General features: G+C 62.1%; 13 protein-coding genes and 3 pseudogenes. 10 read left to right on the top strand and 6 right to left on the bottom strand.

What is annotated here, in order from left to right; all coding sequences use genetic code 11:
* The first annotated feature begins 192 nt into the window (after positions 1 to 192).
* From ACIHAX_RS35300 to ACIHAX_RS35310, 3 genes are all read left to right on the top strand, one after another.
* The gene (locus ACIHAX_RS35300) at positions 193 to 1,188 is read left to right on the top strand and encodes a LacI family DNA-binding transcriptional regulator (RefSeq protein ID WP_397281972.1); all 996 of its coding nucleotides are present in this window, start codon (positions 193 to 195) and stop codon (positions 1,186 to 1,188) included.
* Positions 1,189 to 2,268: 1,080 nt separating this feature from the next.
* Positions 2,269 to 4,587, top strand: a complete 2,319-nt coding sequence (locus ACIHAX_RS35305) for a hypothetical protein (protein ID WP_397080558.1) — start codon at positions 2,269 to 2,271, stop codon at positions 4,585 to 4,587.
* A 1,193-nt stretch (positions 4,588 to 5,780) separates the two neighbouring features.
* Positions 5,781 to 5,966 (top strand): integrase, encoded by a 186-nt coding sequence (locus tag ACIHAX_RS35310; RefSeq protein ID WP_397080560.1) that lies wholly within the window; start codon positions 5,781 to 5,783, stop codon positions 5,964 to 5,966.
* Positions 5,967 to 6,351: 385 nt separating this feature from the next.
* On the opposite strand, the gene ACIHAX_RS35315 is transcribed toward ACIHAX_RS35310, so the two are convergent.
* The 3 genes and pseudogenes from ACIHAX_RS35315 to ACIHAX_RS35325 all read right to left on the bottom strand — a co-directional run bounded on the left by ACIHAX_RS35315 (position 6,352) and on the right by ACIHAX_RS35325 (position 10,228).
* Complete coding sequence (locus ACIHAX_RS35315) at positions 6,352 to 7,425, bottom strand: lipase family protein (protein WP_364439946.1); 1,074 nt, start codon at positions 7,423 to 7,425, stop codon at positions 6,352 to 6,354.
* A 564-nt stretch (positions 7,426 to 7,989) separates the two neighbouring features.
* Positions 7,990 to 8,829 (bottom strand): annotated as a pseudogene (locus tag ACIHAX_RS35320) (IS5 family transposase).
* Positions 8,830 to 9,610: 781 nt separating this feature from the next.
* Positions 9,611 to 10,228, bottom strand: a complete 618-nt coding sequence (locus ACIHAX_RS35325; protein WP_364439582.1) for a PadR family transcriptional regulator — start codon at positions 10,226 to 10,228, stop codon at positions 9,611 to 9,613.
* A 145-nt stretch (positions 10,229 to 10,373) separates the two neighbouring features.
* On the opposite strand from ACIHAX_RS35325, the gene ACIHAX_RS35330 reads away from it, so the two are divergent.
* From ACIHAX_RS35330 to ACIHAX_RS35350, 5 genes and pseudogenes are all read left to right on the top strand, one after another.
* Positions 10,374 to 11,579: an FAD-dependent monooxygenase gene (locus tag ACIHAX_RS35330; protein ID WP_364439579.1), complete on the top strand. Its 1,206-nt coding sequence runs from the start codon at positions 10,374 to 10,376 to the stop codon at positions 11,577 to 11,579.
* A gap of 55 nt (positions 11,580 to 11,634) precedes the next feature.
* The gene (locus ACIHAX_RS35335) at positions 11,635 to 12,375 is read left to right on the top strand and encodes a DUF998 domain-containing protein (protein ID WP_397281975.1); all 741 of its coding nucleotides are present in this window, start codon (positions 11,635 to 11,637) and stop codon (positions 12,373 to 12,375) included.
* 3 nt (positions 12,376 to 12,378) lie between these two features.
* Positions 12,379 to 12,549, top strand: coding sequence for a hypothetical protein (locus tag ACIHAX_RS35340; protein ID WP_397281977.1), 171 nt, complete (start codon positions 12,379 to 12,381; stop codon positions 12,547 to 12,549).
* A 30-nt stretch (positions 12,550 to 12,579) separates the two neighbouring features.
* A pseudogene (locus ACIHAX_RS35345) lies at positions 12,580 to 12,994 on the top strand (transposase); the annotation flags it as partial.
* Positions 12,995 to 13,270: 276 nt separating this feature from the next.
* Complete coding sequence (locus ACIHAX_RS35350) at positions 13,271 to 13,972, top strand: GNAT family N-acetyltransferase (RefSeq protein ID WP_397281979.1); 702 nt, start codon at positions 13,271 to 13,273, stop codon at positions 13,970 to 13,972.
* Positions 13,973 to 14,393: 421 nt separating this feature from the next.
* Here ACIHAX_RS35350 and ACIHAX_RS35355 read toward each other — a convergent pair whose 3' ends face one another.
* Positions 14,394 to 15,416 (bottom strand): AraC family transcriptional regulator ligand-binding domain-containing protein, encoded by a 1,023-nt coding sequence (locus tag ACIHAX_RS35355; protein ID WP_397281981.1) that lies wholly within the window; start codon positions 15,414 to 15,416, stop codon positions 14,394 to 14,396.
* Between the two features lie 110 nt (positions 15,417 to 15,526).
* Between ACIHAX_RS35355 and ACIHAX_RS35360 the strand changes: the two genes are divergently transcribed.
* Both ACIHAX_RS35360 and ACIHAX_RS35365 read left to right on the top strand, forming a co-directional pair.
* Positions 15,527 to 18,184 (top strand): LuxR C-terminal-related transcriptional regulator, encoded by a 2,658-nt coding sequence (locus ACIHAX_RS35360; protein ID WP_364439567.1) that lies wholly within the window; start codon positions 15,527 to 15,529, stop codon positions 18,182 to 18,184.
* A gap of 66 nt (positions 18,185 to 18,250) precedes the next feature.
* Positions 18,251 to 18,574 (top strand): annotated as a pseudogene (locus tag ACIHAX_RS35365) (transposase family protein); the annotation flags it as partial.
* Positions 18,575 to 18,767: 193 nt separating this feature from the next.
* On the opposite strand, the gene ACIHAX_RS35370 reads toward ACIHAX_RS35365, so the two are convergent.
* Positions 18,768 to 20,003: an MFS transporter gene (locus tag ACIHAX_RS35370; RefSeq protein ID WP_397080760.1), complete on the bottom strand. Its 1,236-nt coding sequence runs from the start codon at positions 20,001 to 20,003 to the stop codon at positions 18,768 to 18,770.
* Positions 19,996 to 21,246 (bottom strand): FxsB family cyclophane-forming radical SAM/SPASM peptide maturase, encoded by a 1,251-nt coding sequence (locus ACIHAX_RS35375; protein ID WP_397281984.1) that lies wholly within the window; start codon positions 21,244 to 21,246, stop codon positions 19,996 to 19,998. The genes ACIHAX_RS35370 and ACIHAX_RS35375 overlap by 8 nt, the downstream gene beginning before the upstream one ends.
* Positions 21,247 to 21,947: the final 701 nt, after the last annotated feature.

The raw sequence follows: 21,947 nt of genomic DNA on the forward strand, positions 1-21,947 counted from the left end.
ACGCTTAGACAACGTTGTCAAATACCATAGGGCGTAGCTCGTTTGACGTCCAGAGTACTTCTCGGCCATCTGACTGGCATGGGATAATCATGTGAGGCACCTGATGCAAGAAGGAGGTCACGACAATTGACAACGTTGTCGCTGCCCGACGACCGCGACCGAACGAAGCGCCGGGGCGCCACTATGCGCGAGGTGGCCGCCCTCGCCGGGGTAAGCATCAAGACGGTCTCTCGCGTGATTCGGGGAGAGGGCGGCGTTTCCGCCGAACTGGCCGCACGGGTCAGTTCAGCCGCCGCCATGCTCGACTATCGGCACAACCTGGCGGCCAGCACGCTGCGCAGGCACGGCCAGAAGACCGCCGCGATCGGCTTGGTGCTCATGGATGTCGCCAATCCGTATGCCGCGGCATTGCACCGGGCGGTGGAGGATTTCGCCCACGAACGTGGCACATTGGTATTCGCGGTGAGCAGTGATGAGGATCCCGTCCGCCAACGGGAGCTGCTCAACGCACTGTTGTCACGCCGTGTGGACGGCCTCATCGTGGTGCCGGCCGGTAGCGACCACGGCATGCTGCTGCACGAGCATCGCCGCGGCACGCCCATCGTCTTCGTCGACCGCAAGCCTGCCACCACCGAAGTCGACAGTGTCACAGTCGATAACCGCGACGGCGCACGCAAGGCGGTGGAACATCTGGCCGCACACGGACACCGCCGGATCGCATATCTCGGTGACTTGCGAACTATCTGGACCGCCGCCGAGCGCTATGCCGGTTATGTGGAGGGCCTAGCCCGCGCTGGCATCACCCTCGACCCTGCCCTCATCTGCGCCGACCTTCACTCCGCCGCGGCGGCAGAGGCCGCAGCCGCCGACCTGTTACACCGCAAGGACCGCCCGACCGCACTGTTCAGTGCGCAGAACCTCGTGACTGTGGGGCTGCTACGCGCGCAACAGAAGCTCGGATTGCAATCCGACATCGCCGTAGTGGGCTTCGACGATCTACCCCTCGCCGAACTGTTGCACCCCGCGCTTACCGCCGTCGTCCAGAATCCTGCCGCGGTCGGCCGTACCGCTGCCGAGATTCTTTTCAGCCGACTGGACGGCGCACATCACCCACCACAACACGAGGTCATCTCAACCCGTTTGCTGATGCGTGGGTCGGGGGAAGTCCCACCGGCGGTCGCACACTGATCGCTCCCTCACTTCCAACTGCCGGTATCCACAGCCACCGCGGTCACGAAGACGCGGGCAGGGCCCGCGATTAGTCACGAACATTCGTAAAGCCCGACATCGGTCCGGCGCAGCCGCAGGAGGCCGCCGTCGCGCAGTTGTCAATCGGTCGGCTAGCAAGAAGCCTTAAGGCGGGTAACTGATGATTTGCTCATCACAGTACGAATCGAGTTTCCGGCCATGCCGAGGGTTGCGCTCGGCAGATCTGCACGCATGACTGCCGGGACCGGACGGCAGGCACCGCCGAGCTGCGCACCCCGTCCCGGCGGTGGCAAATCAGTCTGCACGCCATGCGTGCCGAAGTAATCGAGAAGTCAGCGAATGCGGCAAACTGCCATAACTCCGCCACCCAGTTCCCCGATTGCGCGCCTTCCCAGCCGCCGTGGGGCCGGGGCGATCCAAAACGGCAAGGCCGGAGTTCCACTCCGGATTCCGCTGGTACGTGCCCAACACGTGCGCCAACACACCTGCGTGGAGTCCCGTACCCCACGGGACGAACTGGCAGTTGCATGCGGGTGGCATCCGGGAAATCGACATGGGGACAGCTGCCGAGGCCGTGCGGGACGGGTGACTCACGGCAGCGGCACGTCGGCGAGCCTCCGAGAAGTCCAGCCAGGCGGGCGACGACAGAGCGCGAGCCCACTTGGAGGTGGGATAGGCGTCTTTGTCCTGGTTGACGATCTTATTCGCGGTGTATTTCGGATCCGTTCGCCCACGAAGCCGAACAAATGCCAGGACACCGGCCGCCCCCGCATGTAGAGGGGTATTGCATTACCGGTTAGGCAACACCGCAGCAGCTGCCAGCGACCGTTCTCCGGGAGGAATCCGCAGGCTGTCACCACGGACATCGGGAAGCGAGGTAGCCGGTCACGACGCTGGTGTGCCCAAATCAAGCCGCCACAGCCACCTGACCCACAGCTATAAATGTCGTTATCCCGCGATGTATTGCGCCGATAAGTAACGGCCCGTTTAATGGTGTAGTCAACGGCGACGTAACCAAAATGTAACCTGACATTCCCGGTTCGCGCGAGGTGAAGCCACATGCGACAGCACTTGCCGAGACTTGATCCCGACTCCGGCCTGTTCCACGCATGGGATCCGATGCGCTGGTCGCCGCGGGCCGCAGTCGGGCGATGTCGGGTGTGGATCGCCGCCACCCGTCCCAGGCGAGTCACCGCCGGTGTACTCATCAACTTGCTGTTTCTGGCTTTGATCTGGCCTCTCTCGGGTAGTGCCGCCGCCGGGCGATCGGACACGAATACCAGCAGCCGGAGCACGTCAGCGATCGACGGACTCGCCTGGACGGATATCCGTGACTCCTCGGGAATTCCGTTGTCCAACTACCTGTTCGCCACCGACAGCAGCATTCTCAACCCCCTCGAGACTTCGATCGCGGTCGTGCTAGGACTCCTGTTTACAGTATTCATGGTCGTCGTAATCAGTGCGATCTGGCTGACCGGCTTCGTGGTGAGCTTTCGCTGGCTCGATTGGCTCAGCACACCGTTGAATGCACTTGCGGACGGCCTGCGGAATCAGATCGCCACCCCCATCATGCTGGCCGTGGCGGCATCGATCGGCGCCTTCTTCGTAGCGTGGTTCATCGTCCGCGGATACCATGCCAAGGCTGTACTGCAGGTCGTGGCCATGCTGGTGGTCGCCGTGACTGGGGTCGGCTATCTGGCGCATCCGCTGGCCGCTGTTTTGTCGCCGAACGGCCTGCTGGCCCAAGGACGCGATGTCGGGATCTCGGTGGCGGCGGGGCTCAACGGCGACTCCCGCCCGGATCCTAGATCCATTGTCGCCGACCTGGACACCACCTTGGCCGACAATTTCGCTCGACATCCGCTGCAGGTATGGAATTTCGGTCATGTGATCGACGATTCACCTCGGTGCCGAACGGCCTGGTCGTCGGGAATACTGGCGGGCAGTGAAGCGCAGGTCACGAACGGGATGCGTGACTGTGGCGACGCCTTTGCCCACACCAAGATCATGAATCCGAGCCTAGGGCAGGTCGGCACCGGCTTGATACTTCTGATTTTCGGGACCATTCTCCTGCTGTTCATGTCCTACCTTTCTATCAAAATATTCCTCGCCGCACTGTCATCGATCTACCACGCGATCCTCGCCATTTTCGGTTTCGCAGCCGGCGGATTCATATACGGCCCCACCCAGGAATTCCTGGTACGCAACCTTGTCGACACGGTCGGTGATGCCCTGGCACTGGTTGTCTACACCACGTACCTCGGTTGCTACACCCTTGTGCTCGACCATGTATTCCGATCGGCACCGGACAGCGGCATGGCCGCGATCTTCGTCGGGGGGATTGTGCTGATCGCGGGCTTCATACTCCTGCGACGTCTCGATCTTCACCTGCTCGGCGGCCAGCGCGGGACCGCAGAGAAGATTCGTGCGGCGCTCGAGGGGAAACCGGCACCGGCCAGCGGCCCATCCAGCGGGATCGGCGAGGCAAGCCTGCGCTACTCGCTGTCACCGGGCCACGTCATGGGAACAGCTTTGCGTGATGTCGCCGAATTCAATGCGAACCCCTTGGCATCCTTTGTGTTCCGTCGCTCATCACCGTTGACGCACTTCTCGAAGCGCATGCAAGAAATGAACTACCTGAATTATGAATTACTTAGAGGAACCGTTCCACAGGGGGCCGCAGCAGGCTGGATGGGACGACTCACCTTGGGAAAGAATGCGCACGATGCGGCCGCCAGAGCTGCCGTGCGCGACTTCGACGGCACCCACGCCCGCGCCGCCGCGGCAGCGATGACTACTATCCTCAATCTCGGCGCCGACCGCGCCGACGTCATGGGCGCCCTCGCTGTCGCACGTTTTCCCAGAGAAATACGCAGATGGGCGGCCGAGGCCCATGCTCGGACCATGCAGTCCGCCGAGGACAACCCGATGGAATATGGCCCGCTGAAACGAGTTGCCGCCGCCTTGGACCTGGCCGAAAATTCTCGACAGTTCGGCATCGTCGAGCGAAACGCCCACAATGCTCAATTCGCTGAATCGGCGGCAATGTTCTACCGCCTCACTCCCCGACCCGTGCGCAATCGCAGTGATGCGAACTGGGAAACCGATCCGTTGATCTGGGATACCGTGCGGCGAACCTATGCGACGTTCGATGATTTCCAGCGCGTGGTAACACCAGAAAGGTTTGCGAAAGCCGATGAAGACACCCGCAGATACATTGCCTATAGGCTTTCCAGAGATCTCGCCGAAACGGCAGAACGGTATTACCACTCCCCGGACGAACCAAATATCCGAAAGGAAGCGATGCGGCGAAAGAATAGGGCCATGTATGTCGATCTTCGGCTCGCGGGCACCAATATAGGCCCATGGACTAATTAGCGTTCCTCAGCAGTTGAGCGATCCACACAAAACGATCCCACACAAAACGAGTAATCCGAAGTCTCGTACCCACCCAGATGAAGTGGCTCCACGAAAAGAAGTTGCACTGACTCATTGTCGTCGGTTTTGCGTGCGTCTTGAATTGTTTTCGACGATATCAAGATCCGGATCGGCAGTAGCCTGGGCGGGCCCTGCGGCGGGCCACATGGTCGACGCGCTTGTCTTCCGTACCCGCAGCGGCGACTGAGCCCCGGTACTCGGACAGCCCGAGATCACCGCGGTCCCATTGACCTGTGCGGATCCGGCGGCCGATGGCCTCTCGGGTCGGGAAATCGGCACCGCAGTGGACGAGCACATCGAGCGCGGCCAGGTGATGGCCGCGAAGCTGGATGCCGAGGCCCCACTCAATTCTGGGACGGAGATTTGGTCGTCGCGGTGCACACGTCGGTGATCGCGCTGACGGCGGTCCGGGCATCGGCTGGGGCGGTCTCGGGCGCCGTGCCGCCGGAGGTCTCAACATCGGTCCAGCAATCGGAGCCTCGGGCAAGCCGCACAGTAGAAGATGGTCGTAGAGCGTACATTTGGCGCGCTCATGCGCGGCTGTGGCCTCTACGACCGGGCCCGCTCATCAGAATTCGGCGCGGCACCTCTTTCGCCTCGGTGGTCAACCGCGCCGCTCATTGACCACATGGCCGATCACCGTGTACCCCATACGGGTATCGGAGCGACATCACCGGTAAACACCCGGTCCGCGCGCCACACCGATTCCGATAACGAGTCCGCCGGTGGCGATGACCTCGTCCCGGATGCGCCAGGCCCGCCCGCAGCGCCGGTGCCGCATTGTCCGGGAGAGCAATCGGCGCACCGAAGATGCATAGCACCGCACCCTCGAACTTATTGACCAGAAACTTTGTTCTCCTCCGTCGCCGCGACGACGAGCGCGAGCAGTCGATTGAGCTTGGCGACGAACTTTTGCTGAGGCGGACCGTTAGACAGCTCGACGGATCCGATGACGTGTCAGCGTTTACGAAAATCCGCAGGTAGCCGTTTTCCGTTCACGTATTCGGGCAGGGCTGCGTTCACGTAATCCCCCAGCGGGAAGGCCGTCGCGGCTGGTGTGGTCCTCGCAGGAGTTGGCTGCTCCCATCGCTCGATGGTGATGGGAGCCCGTATTGGCGAGGAGAACGTTAGACGTGGTCGATATCGTCGAGATCTTGGTTCACTGGCATGCGGGTCGTTCGCAGAGCCAGATCGCGGCCAGCCTCGGGCTGGACTGCAAGACAGTGAAAAAGTATGTGAACCCGGCGATCGCGGCCGGGTTGTCGCCGGACGGGCCGCAGCGCTCGCCCGTGGAGTGGAGCGAGCTGGTGCGGCAGTGATTCCCGCAGATTGCCGATTCGAGGTGCGGCAGACAACGTGGCCGGAGATCGGGCAGCCTTGCGAGTTCATCGTGGCAATGACCAAGGCAGGTGTGACCAGGCAGACGATCTGGCAGCCGTTGCGTGATGAGCACGGCTTGACAGCGTCGGTGTTGTCGCTGAAGCGGTATATGGGCGCAGAAACAACTAGCTACGTGTGGAGAAAAACACCTTGCCGCTTGCGGGGCACCGGAGAACTCACTTGCCATTAGATATCAGCCCCCCTGAGTCCGGCGATATCTATGTCCGAGAAGGGAGAATTCATGCCGGGCCGTCGACCCCGGCGACGAGATCTCAGCTTTACGTGGCAGAAACGCGGAGCCCGACGTGGTGGCCAGAATGCAAGTTAGTCGGTGAGACGGTCGATAGATTCGGCCGCCCCAATTGTGGCGGCGCCGGAGTGGCTGGCAGGATAACAGTGCCAATTGACATCAACTCCTAGAGAGTTGTATTTGGCGTAAAGTTCTTGTCCCATAGATGCCGGAACGATTGAGTCTTCCGTGCCGTGATAGAGGTGAACGGGCGCACGAACAAATTCACGGCCGGCGGTCTCATTGGCCAGAATGTGGTACCATCTGGGGTCGTTCCACGGGTCAGGGCGATTGCACCAGTGCCCTAGAGGGGCGTTGTAGGAGACGAGGATTGTGGCGGCATTCAGGCTCCCCGCCCGCTGCACCTCCCATTGGCCGGTCTGATTAAGGATCTGGTTGAGAGGAATCTGGGTATAGGCACGACTAAGTCCAATTAGCCCAGCCAAACCAAGTCCCGACCAGATGCCGCCGTCCAGTCGTGGTAGAAGGCTACTCAGGTTGGCGATGACTGCTCCCGCGGCGACGCCGGACAGGTGCAATTCTGGGGCGTATCGCGGTTGTTGTTCGGCAGCCCAAACTGCCGTTCGGCCGCCCACGCCGTAACCCCAGAAAGCGCAGCTTGTGACCGAAGACTCCAGTAGCAGTAGATCCTGCGCTGCGCGCACGAGGTCGAGCACCGTGTGAGCGGCCGCACGCCCGGCGAGGAAATGATGCGGTCCCAGACCTGTCACTCCTAGGCACAGCCCATCGGGCACACCCACAGTCCAGCCGCGTTCGAGTGCCATCGAGACAAAACCGGCTTCCGGTTCGCTCCCGTCCGCCAGCAGCTGCGACGGCGCGCAACGGCCGCCGAGGCCGTGGAATGCGGGACAATACGCTAGCAATGAGTTCAAACTTTTGGAACTCGGAGTGATGACGATGCCGGAGGCGGGAACGGGTTCACCGAGACTAGTGCGAGTAGAATACACCACTTGCCACGCACGCTTCACACGCTGGAGTTGCGGCACGCGAATGGTGCGTACCCGCAGTATTTTTCCAGGCGAGGTGCGCGGACCAATTGGAATGTAGGCATAAAAACCGTCATCATCGGCGGGTGCTGGTTCTGTCACGGTAATCCTAGGTCGGGACATGTAGACGGTGAAGGTTCTTACAATCCGGGCATCAGCCACTAGAGCTGACCGCGCGCGGCAGAGGGGGAGCCGAAATAGCACTTGCACCGAGTAGGAGTGCGCATCCTTATTTGCAGATTCGTCAGACTCCGGCGTGGCCCTTAAGCCGTGCGCTGGGCGGGTTTACTCGGGTCGGACACCGCAGATGAACAACCGCCCCCGGTTGGATGCAATCATGCTATCACGCTTTTTGAGGTGCTGGGTTCATGAACCTGCATTCGCCGATAGCCGTAGATAAGCAGACTTCCACAAATGCAACACAATTGTCTGCGGGTACGATCGTGTCTCACATCCGTGATTAGGGTGGACATACGTATGCAGAACAGCGCTCCGCTCCCCATTGCAGAGGCATCGCCACTACTGCCAGCCGGTCGCTTGCGTGTCTGGCAGCGATACTCACGTCGCTACTGCGCGTTCCTGCTCGGGCACTCCCTCTCACCGCCGCGCCAAGCTCAACCCGAGACAGAAAGCGAGGCCCCGATTTCGAAGTCATCTAAGAGCAACCTATCGGGTTCGGTTGCGGAGTCTTCGCCAGCAGATGAGGGCGGCGGCGAGGTAGAGGAGTCCTTGATGGATGTCGGTGCGTCGTTCCCAGCGGGTCGCCTGGCGCCGGTACTGGTGCAGCAGGGCCAGGGACTGCTCGACGATCCATCGCCCCGTCACCCTGTCGCGGGTGCCGCGACGGGGGATGTAGCTGGTGATACGACGTTGCCGCAGGTCGGCATACACGCGCGAATAGGCGTAGCCCTTGTCCGCGATCAGTGCCTTGATCCGGTGGCGTGGCCGACCCGCTCGGCCGCGCAGCGGCCGGACCCGGTCGAGCAACTCTGGCAGCATCAGGTGGTCGTTGACGTTGGCACCAGACAGCGTGACCGCGAGAGGTAGCCCGTTTCCGCAGGTCAGGATGTGGTGTTTCGAGCCGGTTTTGCGGCGGTCGACTGGGCTCGGACCGGTCGCGGCGCCCCTTTTTTCGCCCGCACGTGCGAGGCATCGGCGATGACCCGGCCGAAGTCGATCAACCCGGCGGTATGGCAGTGGGTGAGCATCGCCTGATGCATCGCCTCGAACACCCCGGCCGCTTGCCAGTCCCGCACTCGTCGCCAGCAGGTCATGCCGGACCCGAAGCCGAGTTCTTGGGGCAGGTCTTCCCACCCGATCCCGGTGAACAGCACGAACAGGAATCCCCTGGAACACCAGTCGGTCGTCCATCCGCGCCGGCCCCGGCGTCCCCGGTGCCCGCACCGGCAGTAGCGGTTCGATCACTGCCCACAACTCGTCATCCACGACCCACGGCGCCGCTACAGCGAAACATACTGCACCGCAACGAGAGTCACCGCCACTCAACAGAACCTGTTGGGAGCTCTAAGCCTCGATCGCCGAGATCGCCGCCGCCCAGCTGACCAGTCGGCTCTCCGGCCGACTGATCGGCACCAGCAGCGCGGACCGGTTCACCATGTCCGCCAGGGGACTTGGTTTGTCCGATGTCCGTCTCAGCATCGAAACCCACGACGGCGCGCTGCTAATCATCCGCTACTTCGGCCGATACGCCTCATCCCTCAACAGCTCTCGACCGCGATCGTTGCTTCGTCCGACACCGCCGACCCCCGCTACGACTGGCTCAACGACATACAAGCTGCCGGCAAAGGCATCTTCAAGGCAGACCGCAGCCGACTGGACTACGAACTCTACGAACTACGGTGAACAACCACGACCTGCCGTCGGTCTGCGTCGGGCGCCGCGCCGATGTCGAATGTCGGCCAACCATTTCCTGACCAGCCCCGGTCATTGCTGTGTGCATCGAGTCGCCGAAGACGGTACCCAGCGGCTGTTGCTGCTCAGCAACGGTCTGCTCTTTGCCGCATGTCATCGGGTGCTGCGAGCGTTCTGTCTGACATAGTGCGGCGCAAGCAGAAGCATGCCTTCGGTCGCTGGTGGACAAACTTCTACTCCCTGTCGTCGGCTTGTGCGCCGGTGCTGCTCGTCGGCGCTGCCTTGCCACCCGGCCCGGCAGAGAAGAGATCTGGCGGGCGGCCGTCGTGGCAACCTGGGTCGGGCCTGCGCCGTTGGACAATCGGAGCAGGGCCATCGGGTTCAGCTGGTATTCGACGAGGAACCGGTTCCGCGCTCATTGCCGGTTCGTGCTGTCGATGGCGGAGTCGTCCCGCGATTGCTTCCACAGTGCCTGGTAGTCGGGGTCCGACAAGGACTGGATGAGCCTGCCGACGAAGGCGTGTTCGGCCTCGAGGATCGCTATCTGGTAGTCGTCCTCGATCAGGAATATCCAGGGCAGCCCGTTGGCTCGAGCGGTCGTGCCCTCGGCACGCAGTTCCGCGAGGGTGGCGGCCAGGGCGTCTTGCCGGGTGGTCAGCAGGTCGGCTGCCTCGGCGGGTGGCAGGCCGGCCAGCAGCGACAGGGCAACCCCGAATCGGGGGTACTCGTTCTGCGGGTGCGCCAGCAGCATACGCATCCAGTCGAGGTATTCCGCGCGGCCGGCCTCAGTAAGCGCGTAGACGGTCCGCTCCGGCCATCGGCTGTCACGGACGGTGCCCTGTTCAGCGATGAATTCCGCGCGGGTCAACTGGTCGATGACCATGTACAGGGACCCGCGGGTGTATTTGACGTGCCGGTCGGCTCGAGTTTCTTCGAGCCGTCGAGCCAGCTCGTACGGGTGCGCGGGTCCGTTCAGCAACCACGCCATGACCACCAGTCCCAGCGGGTTGGACACCTTCCGCCGATGCGCCATGAACCTGTCTCCTTCCGACCGAAGCGTGCCTCTCCATATTGGGGACCACAGTAGTTGACATCGACTACCCACAGTCGTCTAGTATTAGTCGATATCAACTGGTTTGTATTGGCTAGTTGGGATGAACTAATAGACGGGGAGTTCGATGACAGGCGCACGGACGGCCATCGTGGCCGGTGGCGGTATCGCTGGTGCAGCAACCGCGATTGCATTGCAGAAGGCGGGCATCGAGGCGGTGGTTTACGAGGCGCACCGCGACAGCGCGGAAGGGATTGGAGCGTTCCTGACGTTGGGCAGCAACGGCATCGACGCATTGCGGACTCTTGATGCCGCACACGTCGCCATGGATCTGGGCTTCCCCACCCCCGGTATCGCGTTGCGCAACAGCGCAGGCAAACTCCTCGGCTACAGCAGCACAGGGCTCCCGCTGCGCGACGGCACCGTCTCCCGCACGCTGCGGAGGGCCGACCTGTACGTGGGCTTGAATCGGGAAGCGGCAGCCCGCGGCATCCGGATCGAATACGGCAAGCGACTGGTCCAGACGGAGCAGATCGGCACCGAGGTACGGGCACGGTTCGCCGATGGCACCGAAGCGATTGCGGACGTGCTGATCGGTGCCGACGGGGTGCATTCGACGGTGCGGGGAATCATCGATCCCGCCGCGCCGAACCCGGTGTACTCGGGCCTGCTCACCACAGGCGGATACGCGCAACACGCCGGAATCACTGTCACCGACGGCAGTTACGAGATGATCTTCGGTCGCCGCGGGTTCTTCGGATACGCCACGGCCCTCGACGGTGTCACCTGGTGGTTCGCCAATGTGCCGCACCGTCGCGAACTCGATCGGCGCACGGTGGCCGCCGAGACCGAACACGAGCGCCGCACACGGCTGAACGAACTGTTCGCCGACGATCGCGGACCGGCGTTGTCGCTGATCGAAGCCAGTCCCGAGATCGGCACACTGACGGCAATCCACACTGTGCCGAAGCTACGGCATTGGCACCGCGGGCGAATCGTGGTCATCGGCGATGCGGCCCACGCCCCGTCTCCCACCTCGGGGCAAGGCGCCTCACTGTCAATCGAGGACGCCGTCGTGCTTGCCCAATGCTTGCGCGACAACCACAACGTTCCGGCGGCGCTCGCCCGATTCGAGGCCGAGCGCAAACCCCGCGTGCAGGCGATCGTCCGATGGGCCGCTCGCGTCAACAGCAGCAAGGCCGCCGGCCCCGTCGCCGCCGCGATCCGGGACGCGATGATGCCGCACCTCCTGCGAATGACGGTCCGCAGCAAAGCCTTCGGCGACATCTATCACCACCACATCCACTGGGACGACCGACAAGCTGCCCGCTGAGACCGAACACACCGACCTAGCGCCGATCCGGAACCTCGAAGTTGGAGAGCGAGACATGTCCACACTGCCCCAGCCGTCGACCGACCCGACTGCAACCGCGCCCCGACAGCGGATACTGCCATTGGCAGCCGTCGCCGGCCCGATTCTGTTCACTGTGGCCTGGATCGTGCTGGGATTCCTGAGCACGGGATACACCCTGTTCGACCACACTTACACTCACTACTCTCCCGTCACCCAACCCGTCAGCGGGTTGGGTATCGGCACTACAGCCCCCTGGATGAATACCGCATTCGTCCTTTCGGGCACGTTGCTGATCATCGGCGTGCTCGGCGTTTTCCGCGCCATTCCCGATCGCACATCTAGCAAACGAGCCTGGTCGATCGCCTTACTCTCCGCTGCGGGGGTTGGCATGATCATCGACGGCGTCTTCACCCTGCGATTCGTTATTCCTCACACCCTCGGATTTCTCCTCGCGGCGGGGGTGCCGGTCATCGGCTTCCCACTCGCCGGCAGTTACCTACGTCACCACCCACAGTGGCGCGCGATCGGGGCCTGGCTCCAACTCGCAGGGCCACTGACACTGCTACTCATAGTCGCCTTCTTCGCCACCTTCACACCGACCGCCGACGGCGCCGAACATGGTATCGCCGGGCTGATCGAGCGAGTTCTGGCAACTGAAGTATTACTCAGTTTCGCCGTGCTCGGCATACACGCGGCTACTCAACGTCCACGGGCCATGACCGCCGCCGCTGCCACCCCTGATCGCCGCTACCGTATGCGGAACCGCCCGCGATAACAGGTGGACAATGCGCTACCCAACAGGGCGATAAGAGCCTTCGGTGACCGCAGCAGCGACACGGTCAACACCCTGATCGCGGACAAGGGCCACGACTACCCCAGCATCTACATCCAACTGCGGCAACGACGTATCACCGGTTACACCCCCGCCGCAGCACCTGCGACAAGGTGACCGCCGGACGCTGGATCGTCGAACAATCCCTCGGATACCGGTGAGCGCAAACGGTTCTCCTCGGCGATCCTGCCCGCTTGGTGCCGGTGTTCACCGTAGATCAGCGAGGTGCTGCCGCTGCCGTATCTGCACGGGCTGTCCACCGGCGACTTCGCACCGGCACTGCAGCAGTTCCTGGCCACCGGATCGGGCCTGTCGGCCTCGGCAATCAACCGGCTCACCTCGCAATGGCAGGAGGAGACGAAAGGCTCTGCTGTCCCGGACTTTTCGAACGTAAACTACATGTATTCGTGGGTAGACGGTATCCACGTGAAGGTCCGCCCGGAACAGGAGAAACTGCGCCCGCTGGTGATGACCGGCGTGCGTGCGGACGGCCGCAAGGAACTCATCGCCAGCAGCGACGGGTTCCGCGAAATCGCACGAACCGTGGGCCGACCTGCTGCGTGGTGCCGCCCTCGAGACCTTCATCACGCTTGCTGAGCAATCCTGGGAAGGACGGACATCGTCACATCTCGGTCGGCCGAGGCAAACGAAACCGTAGTCGCCTCACCAGCACTTCCCACAGCGAAATCGTGCCGTATCAACGAAATCGAGTTGGTCATTGGAAAACAGAGCCATCCAGCTACTCAGGCAAATCCAAACGGCTCTGACCGATATGTTGACTAGGAGAGCGAGGGTTGACGCGAAATCCATCAAGCGTCTCAGCGCAGCAGCCGAACAGGTGGCAAAGACCAACAACGAGGCCGATATCCGGGCCGCGGAGATGATCACCAACACAGCAGAGCCCGGAGCAGCACGGCCGACGCTCTCTGCCGGTGCACCTTCTCGGCCGGCGATCGCCAATATCCCCGATCGACTGCCAACAAAATATTTGAACACGAGCCTGGACGAAACCGGGCTCGCAACCGTCGGGCCCGTGCACACAAACGACGGCCCCGGCATCGCCCGTGCGCATGTGCTGGCATCAAGAGTCGCTTACCGTGATCTCCCTGGGGCTGCAGAGCACCTCGATGACTTCCTGCTGGGCGATCTGGGACCGCGGAAGATCGCGGACTGGTCCCGACTGGCCACCTCGGGCGAGCCGGGACTGTTGGTGGCACGTACCTCCGACAATACGGTCGCAGGATTCATCTGGGTCTCCACACGCGGCGATGGCGCCGGAGAGGTGAATGCTTGGTACGTACACCCGAATTGGCATGGCACCGGAGTCGGTCGAGACCTGATTCACGCGGCGCTCAACCGGCTGGGAGACGTCGATGTCTACGCCCAAGTCGTCGCCGGCACCACAGCGGTCAAGCACTATCAGCGGTACGGATTCAAAACATTTGGCGAGCTGGGAGAAACGCCAGTCCCACTACGAGAAGCCGGGATTCACGCACCCCTGATCTCGGTCAAACGCACCTCAGAAGCGGCCGGTCAGTAACGCACGCAAATCTGCCAACTCCTCACCCACAAGTTTCGACAACATCTCCTGACACCTCGATCACCGGAGGCCATGTGTTCCGGGCCCGAACGTGCTTTACATGCCGACTTCCTCGGCAGCACAAGGGCGAGTGCGAACTGCTCGGGGCGTCACTCGCACCTAGAGAATTGCGCGTCAATTTCCTGAGCATCGGGCGACGGGAGCCCGATATTCGCCCTCGTCACGAGGCCAGGTAATCGACCCACCATATGAAAAGATTTGTCACGCCCTATCATCGCGGGCCGGAGCGCGCCGGCTCGATTGCTCGCGGTGTTTTTATTTCTAGTGGAGCTTTTACAGGCGGTCTGCGGGCCACTGGGTGTCGGATCAATTATCATTTTCGCTCGAGGTGAACTCGAGGAATCAACCGCAATGCCGGGTTCTAGTCTCTTTCTTTACGTGGTGGGTGCCCGGTCCAGCGGATATAGGCTCGGCGGAACCCTCGGGCGTCGCCGAAACCTACCTCCCGGGCGATCGCCTCGATCGTCAGCGTCGACTCATGCAGCAGATACGTCGCTCGCCGCGCGCGCACACGGTCACGCAAACTGTGGAATCGTTCTCCAGCACTGGCGAGTTGCCTGCGCAACGTGCGTTCAGTGATGTGCAGGCGCTGAGCGATTTCGGCCATGGTCATGGGATGCCGCAGATTGTGATCGAGCAGCGATTCCACGGCCATGACGACGTCAGGGCGAGTGCTGTCGATGTCCAGCAGTCGGCGGCACGCGTCGATCGCGACGGCGCGAATGGGATCGTTGGGGGTGGGGAACGGCCGATCCAGGTCGGCGACGGGAAAGACCAACCGATTGGCGTCGGCGCCGAACCAGACCGGGCAGTGGAAGAACCTGCGATAGTCGTGCGCGTACTTCGGTGCGGTATAGGAGAGTTCGATCCTCGTGGGCGACCAGCCCGCGCCCAGCATGGTGCGTAGGAAGACGACTGTGCTGCACAGGACCTCTTCACAGAGGAACGCGATCAGACGTGGCTCGGGCGCGCGCTCGCGCAGACGGAGCGCGACTTCATGATCGAACAGTTCGGCTTCGAGATCGACCAGACTGCCAGAGGCTTGGTGCAGTTCCAGTCCAACCGCCATCGCGTCAGCGGTAGTGACGCACGAGCGCATCGCCATACCCAGCATGCCGAACGTCAATAGTACGTCGCGCATCCCAACCTGCATGCCCAATGGCCTATCCGGCATCGCACGCACGGCCCGGCGCAGGATCGTCGCGGCTTGCTGGTACGACACCTTCAACTCCGGGGAGGTCACCAGCAGATTGGGATCGAGGCCCGTACCCGCGAACCAAGACACGGTGGACAGCCCTTCACGCTGTCCGATCTCCACAACCCCGGTCAGCACGAGGGGCGGTATGACCGCCTCATGCAATCGCATATCGGCACGGTTTGCCACATCACCCATCCCTGTCCGGTTTCGCCCCCATTCTAGCCGGAATGGCCCTCCTGGCCCTTGCCAGCGCTGGCTTGAATTCATTTAGGTCTGCGACGGCGAAAGAAGGATGTATGACCTCCAAAACAGATTGTTCCGAGCCCGCTCGTATGTGGTCGGTTCACGCCGAAGGTGGGGCGCCTTCGTGTGCTTGGGATCATTTGGGTGTTGGTTCTGCTGTGGAGCTGGATGGTGCGGGTGCGCCTGCTTTGACCAGTGAGTTTGTGGGGCGGCACGTGGAGTTGCGGCAGATTGATGATTGGTTGCGGTGTGAGACGGCGAGGTTGGTCACGCTTGTTGGGCCTGGTGGTATTGGTAAGACGAGGCTGGTGGTCGAGGCGTTGCGCCGGCACGGGCGTCGTCCGAATCCGGTCTATTGGGTTGGGTTGGCTCGCTTGGTGCGTGGCGCGCATGTCGATGTGATCGCTGAGGAGGTGATGCGGTCGACCGGGGTGGTGGATGTTTCGGGTCGGTCGGTGCGGAAGTGTGTGGAGGGGGTGTTGGCTGGTGATGATCGGCCGCGGGGGCGTGGGGCGGTGCTGGTGATGGATAATTGCGAGCATGTACTGGATGCGGTGGGGCCTCTTATCGTGGGTTTGCTGCAGGCGGTACCTGGGCTGACGGTTATCGCGACGAGCCGGGAACCGGTGGGGTGGGTCGATGAGCATATTCTGACTGTTCGGCCGTTGACGGTGTCCAATGCCGTGGAGTTGTTTCGGCGGCGGGCGAAGATCATCGGTCGGCCGGTTTCGGATGATCCTGAGCAGTTGGCTGTGACCGAGGAGATTTGTCGGCATAGCGACAATAATCCGTTGTTTATCCGGTTGGCTGCGGCGCGGTTGCGGCATCGCCCGTTGGGGGTGGTGCGTCGGGAGTTGAGTGGTGATTCCGATGACAGGCGTATGCAGTGGTCGCACGGGGCTAAGATGGGAGTTGAAGAGCGTCATGGTGGTGTTCGTGATGTGATTGCCTGGTCCTATGATTTGTGTTCGGGCGCTGAGCAGTTGTTGCTCGACCGTATGTCGGTGTTCGCGGCGGGTTTCGAGGTGCATGACGATGTGACGCGAAGCGGCGGCGCCGAACCGGATGCCATCGTGGCGGTGTGTGCGGATGAGTACCTGCCGGCGGAGGAGATCGAGTCCTTGCTGGAGAGGTTGGTGGAGCGGTCGCTGGTGTCGGTGAATATCGCGTCCGCCACGGTGCGGTATTTTCTGCTCGAAAGTGTGCGTGTGTTCGTCTCCGGCCAGCTGCGGCTGCGTGGTGGGGGGCCGAGCGAGGCGGAGTTGCTGGCACGGCTGCGGCGGTATTATCGGGACAGGGTCGTGTCTGGGCGAGCGATTTGGTCGGGGCCTGGGCAGCGTGACTGGCTGGAGTGGGCGCGTGGTGCTTGGGACAATATTCTTCTCGGTATCGAATCCGGCCTCACCACACCTGCTGAAGCTGTTATCGGTGTCGAGACCGCGAGTGCGTTTATCTCGTTGCGGGCTCCGTTCGTGATTTCCCATGCGGGTCGTGCGATGCCTGCGTTGATCGAACGCGCTGTGGAAGCTGCTGGCGGTATCGAGGTGATACCGACGCGGTTGCGGGTCGCGGCGCTCGCGGATGTCGGCCACTTCGCGTTGTGGCACGGGCAATACGACTACGCGGCAAAGTTGTTGGATGATTGTGTGGCTACCTGTGTGCCGGATTCGCGACTGGCCCGTGGTTGGCGTGATACTCCAGGGTCTGACATCGGCCTGCCGGCAGAATTGGAATTCTTCTGGGGTGTCGAACTCATGCTGCGCGGTTCGGATCCCCACGCGCCGTCTGTATTGGCTCGTGCGCGAAAGAAATTTGCTGAGGCCGGTGACCTCGCGGGCCAGCGGCGTAGTGACATGTTCGAGTCGCTGGCGTGTTCTCTCACCGGTGATGGACAGCACGCGCTGGAAGTCGCCCGGCGGCACCTTGATCGGGTCTTGGAATCGGAATCGGAGAACGCTGATTGGGTGAATCCCTGGGCGCGGTTGGCGTGGATGCTCGCGCTGCTGTTGCATGGTGATCCGCATGAAGCATTGAAGGTCGGTCGCACCGTGCTGAAGCGGTATAGAGCGGGCATCGATCCGTGGACGACCAGCTGGATATTCCGCTTCGGTGTCGCAGCACTCGCCCGTGTCCTCGCCGACCGCATCGCCCGAGAAGACGCCCACCGCGACGACTGGGAGACCGCCGCCACAGAAATCGCGCTCCTGCAAGGCGCCGTGGCCGAATCGTGCCGGTCGATGGGTATCACCGTCGAAAACATAGCCACCGTCGCCGCGCAGACCAAACGCGTTACCGAACTCGTCACATCAATAATCGGGGCGGATGGGTTCGCCGCCGCAATGGAACTCGGCGCGCAACTGAGCGTGGATTCGCCGGACCTGCACGCATTGATGCTGGGCACCCGATCCGCCGACGACCTGCTCCACGCCACCACCACCGACCGGCGCGCGGCGACCTCGCGCTGGCAAGACCTCTCACCCGCCGAACGCGAGATCGCCGTACTCGTCGCCGCCGGCTGGGCCAACAGCGCAATCGCCGCACGCCGCGGCAGCTCCATCCGCACCGTCGACACACAAGTCTCCATCATCCTCCGCAAACTCACACTCACCACGCGGTACGACATCATCACCCTGGTCCCACAAGAACTCATTAAACGCATCCAACTCGAAGCCCGAGAACGACCCACCCGCCTCCGCCATCTACAGCACTGATAAAGCCGTGAATCGCGGCTCTGTCTCAATTTCGGTGGTGATTGCTGGTGTGAGGCACGAAGTGCCGTGGGTGATGTGAATGTGTCTGTAAGCCTAATTTTTTCGGAGTTGCCACCACTGTTGGTGGAGGAGGTGAGCGACGAGGGCTCCTGGATCGGGATACGCGCCCGGACCCCCGATGGCCCGGCGGCCTGCCCGGGCTGCGGTGCTGTTTCGGGCAAGGTGCACAGCTACCATCAGCGCACCGTCGTCGACCTGCCGCTCGACGGTCGTGCAGTGCGCGTGCGAGTGCAGGTGCGGCGGCTGGTGTGCCCACCCATAGGCTGTCGCAACACCTTTCGTGAGCAGGTGCCCGGGGTACTGGAGCGCTACCAGCGGCGCACCACGCGCCGCGGTACTTCGCGCACTGGGCCTGGGTGAAACCGGTCGCCGGATGACCAGGCCAACAAGAGCCGTATGACGGGAGACTGTCACCACGGATCTGTGGGAGCCCGGGGTTGAGATACCCCGGGCCACCCGACCGTTGTATTTACAGTCCCCGAAACCGGGGGAACATCATCACCTCCAAGGAAGCGGGAAAACCTCAGTGTGAGGCCCTCGGCCGACACCGACGATCGTCTTTGCTGGCTGTTGCGGTGTGAGTGCTGGCGTAGGCGGCGAGTGTGCACATCGCGCCGAGCACCGTCCATCGTGTGGGGGTGATCCCGGCTGCGGTGAGCAGGTAGCCTGCGGTCAGTGCGCCGAGTGCGACCGCGCCCTCACACACAAGTGCCATCGCCGCGACAGCGCGCAAGAGCGTGTGTTCGGGTATCGCCTCGACCCGGTAGATCGTCAACGCCACATTGGTAAGTACGCCTACCCCACCGATTCCGCACCAACATGCTGCCAACACAGAAGGGTTGGTACTCAGCGCCATCGGGACAAGCAGGACGGTCCATGCCCACAGCGATGCCCGGTAGAGGCGTCGAGGAGAAATGCGTGCGGTGAGCCACGATGCGGCCGCCGCACCGAGAATTCCACCGATCCCTGCCGCGCCGAGTACCAGCCCGGTAGTCCATGCGGGGTATCGGTTGCTGTGTAGTTCTACCAGGATCAACAACAGCACGACCTGGATGACGATGTTCGACAACCCGCTGATCAACGTCGATGTTCGCAGGAACGGTTGGGTCCACACAACGCGTATACCGTCGAGGATATTGGCGCGGCCGCCTGTCTCAGCGCAGACTGGTTCGGGTGCGGGCACGTTCGAGCGGATTACTCTCAGTGTGACTAAGCAGCACAGGTACGAGGCGGCGTTGGCGAGGAACGGTAGCCAGCGGGTCACACCGTAGACCGCTGCACCGGTGGCTCGCCCGATCAGGATTGCGATCGGTTGTTCGGCTTCGAGGAAGGAGAACGCGGTGGGGCGCTGGCCGGTTGACACCACATCGCGGATCGCGCCGAGTTCGCACAGACCGCCGAAGACATAGACGCTGCCCTCGATGAACGCGGTGGCAAGCAGTATCAGCCACAGACGGGGCAGGTGCGCCGCGGCCGAGATGGCCGCGACGCCGGTCGCGGCCAAACCGATGTACTGGCATCGGATCAGCGTGTGTATGTGGTGGGAACTGTCCGCGACCGCTCCGGCGGGCAGTTGAAAGATCAGCCCGGGCAGGTTCAGGGCTAACCCGATCCACCCTGCCGCCATCGGCGAGCCGGTATCGGCGAGAACTAGCAGCGGGTAGGCGATCCGGACACCGTGGAATCCCACCAGCGACGTCGCGCTACCGGACCACAGCAGGATGAAGTTCCGGTTGGTGTGCAGCCCAGAGCTATTCATCACGCCCCGTAGTGTCGGAAAACCTGAGATCCGCACGGACGGCCGATTCGATGTGCTCGATCAACTTTTTCAGATCGGCGCAGTACACCGACGGGTTACGGAATCCGGTGTCCTCGCGATAGCGGTGGACGTAGTGTCCACCACCGCACACGGGCTGCACCGGGCAAGAAAGGCAGGTGTCGCTCAACGCGGCAGCACCGATCTGGCGAGCGACGATCGACGGCTCCGATAGAGCCAGATCGAGCGGGTTGCCCTCGCCTTTTGTATGGAGTTCGGTCGCTCTCGCAAATGCCGACTTCAATTCGTCGACCTGCTCCAGGATGCCGTTCGTCTCGATCACGGCGAGTCGAATCGGTGCCAGTCCTACAGTCTCCGATACCGCGACACCGCCGAGCAGGAGGTCAATGATGTCTTCGAAGAGACGTACTTTAGTTTCCAGTACCGGCGCTCTGTACCATCGGTCGAATATTTTGATCAGCCAGTCGGCGTAGGGTGTGGTGTTGTCGTAGATACCTGACGCGGGCGGCGGTGTCACCCAATTGCCATGTGGCATTAGGAAGTCAACGGCTGGCGGATCGAACTTCGCGAGCGCCTCATAGGTCTGTACCGGGTCGTTGTGAGTATCGATCGTGCACAGTAGTCCGGAGAATAGGTGACGCCAATCGTCGGTAGTCAGCTTCGCCAATCCCTCGGCGACCCGGGAGTAGCTTCCCGAACCTCGCCGATCGCGGCGGTGTCGATCGTTCGCCTCTTCGTCACCGTCAATACTGACTCCAATCTGGATGCCCCATCTATCACAAATGCGAAGGAATTCTTCATCGAGCAGAACACCGTTGGTTTGCATTCCAACTCGCACCTCAGTGGACGGCTCGATCAGCTCTCGCGCTCGTCGGGCGAAATGCCCCAGGTCCCGATGTCCGACAAGTAACGGTTCACCGCCGTGTAATACGATATCGACAGCGGGCAACCTGAAGATGCGAGCATGTTCACCGATCATTCGGCATGTGTCGTCGAAAACTTGTCGAGACATTGTTTTCGGCTGCTCGCGCCAACTCTGGTCTGCCATTTCGTAGATATAACAGTAGTCACACGCCAAGTTGCACCGGCTATGGATCTTGATGATGAACTCCGTGAATGGCAGCGGTTTCCAACCGCCGCGACGTAATTCGGCAACATCTAACCCAATCGCAGGCCACGGAGCTCGCTCCCGAAAAGGACTCAACGATAGCGAAACTGATCCCATTTCTCACTCTCTTGGGCAGTGTGAACTATCCCGGTGGACTCAGCTCACCGAGCCCACCGAGTAGTCGACGCTTATCGCAACCGGTTACTTACCGGAACCTATGAAGGAGTTGAACGAGCGGCCTCGATCACTCCGATTCAGGCGACGCTCGAGCGCGGCACGCAGCGCGGGACTCACCCCCTCTGGCAGCTGCTCCGAGTTGGTCATGGCGAGCTGGGGAAGATTTCCCATGGTGATACCTCCTGATACAACCCCCGCATTTCAGCATTAGAAACGCAGCCTCAGGCGGACCCTGGCCGACTATTCTACGAATCGAACGGGGGATAACCTGATGCCGTGACATGTCGTCCACCCGGCCTCTGAAGGATATTTCGCCACAACACAATTTCCAATTCTCCAAATATGGGAAGCCCAGAGCCCGCCCTTAACGGCGCCCCGCTGACCGCGTGGGGACCCCCAGGCCACAACCGCTCAGCGCCGCCTCCGTGCCGCGGGGTCGGTTTGGGACTGCCACCAGATCAGCGCTTCCGCCTAGGGGCGTGGGTACTTGCCGAGGAACCGGACCGAGGTGTGCCCGCTCATGCGCATCAGCATCGGTGTCGACGGCCCCGTCCTCGGCGGCGTGGGTGAGCTTGGAATGTCGGAGTTGGTGCAGCGTGAACGGTCCGCTATGGCTCATTTTCGGTGCGTTGTGAGGCGCT

Origin of the sequence: Nocardia sp. NPDC051929, assembly GCF_044548645.1 — a bacterium.
In the GTDB taxonomy this organism is placed as follows: domain Bacteria; phylum Actinomycetota; class Actinomycetes; order Mycobacteriales; family Mycobacteriaceae; genus Nocardia; species Nocardia sichangensis.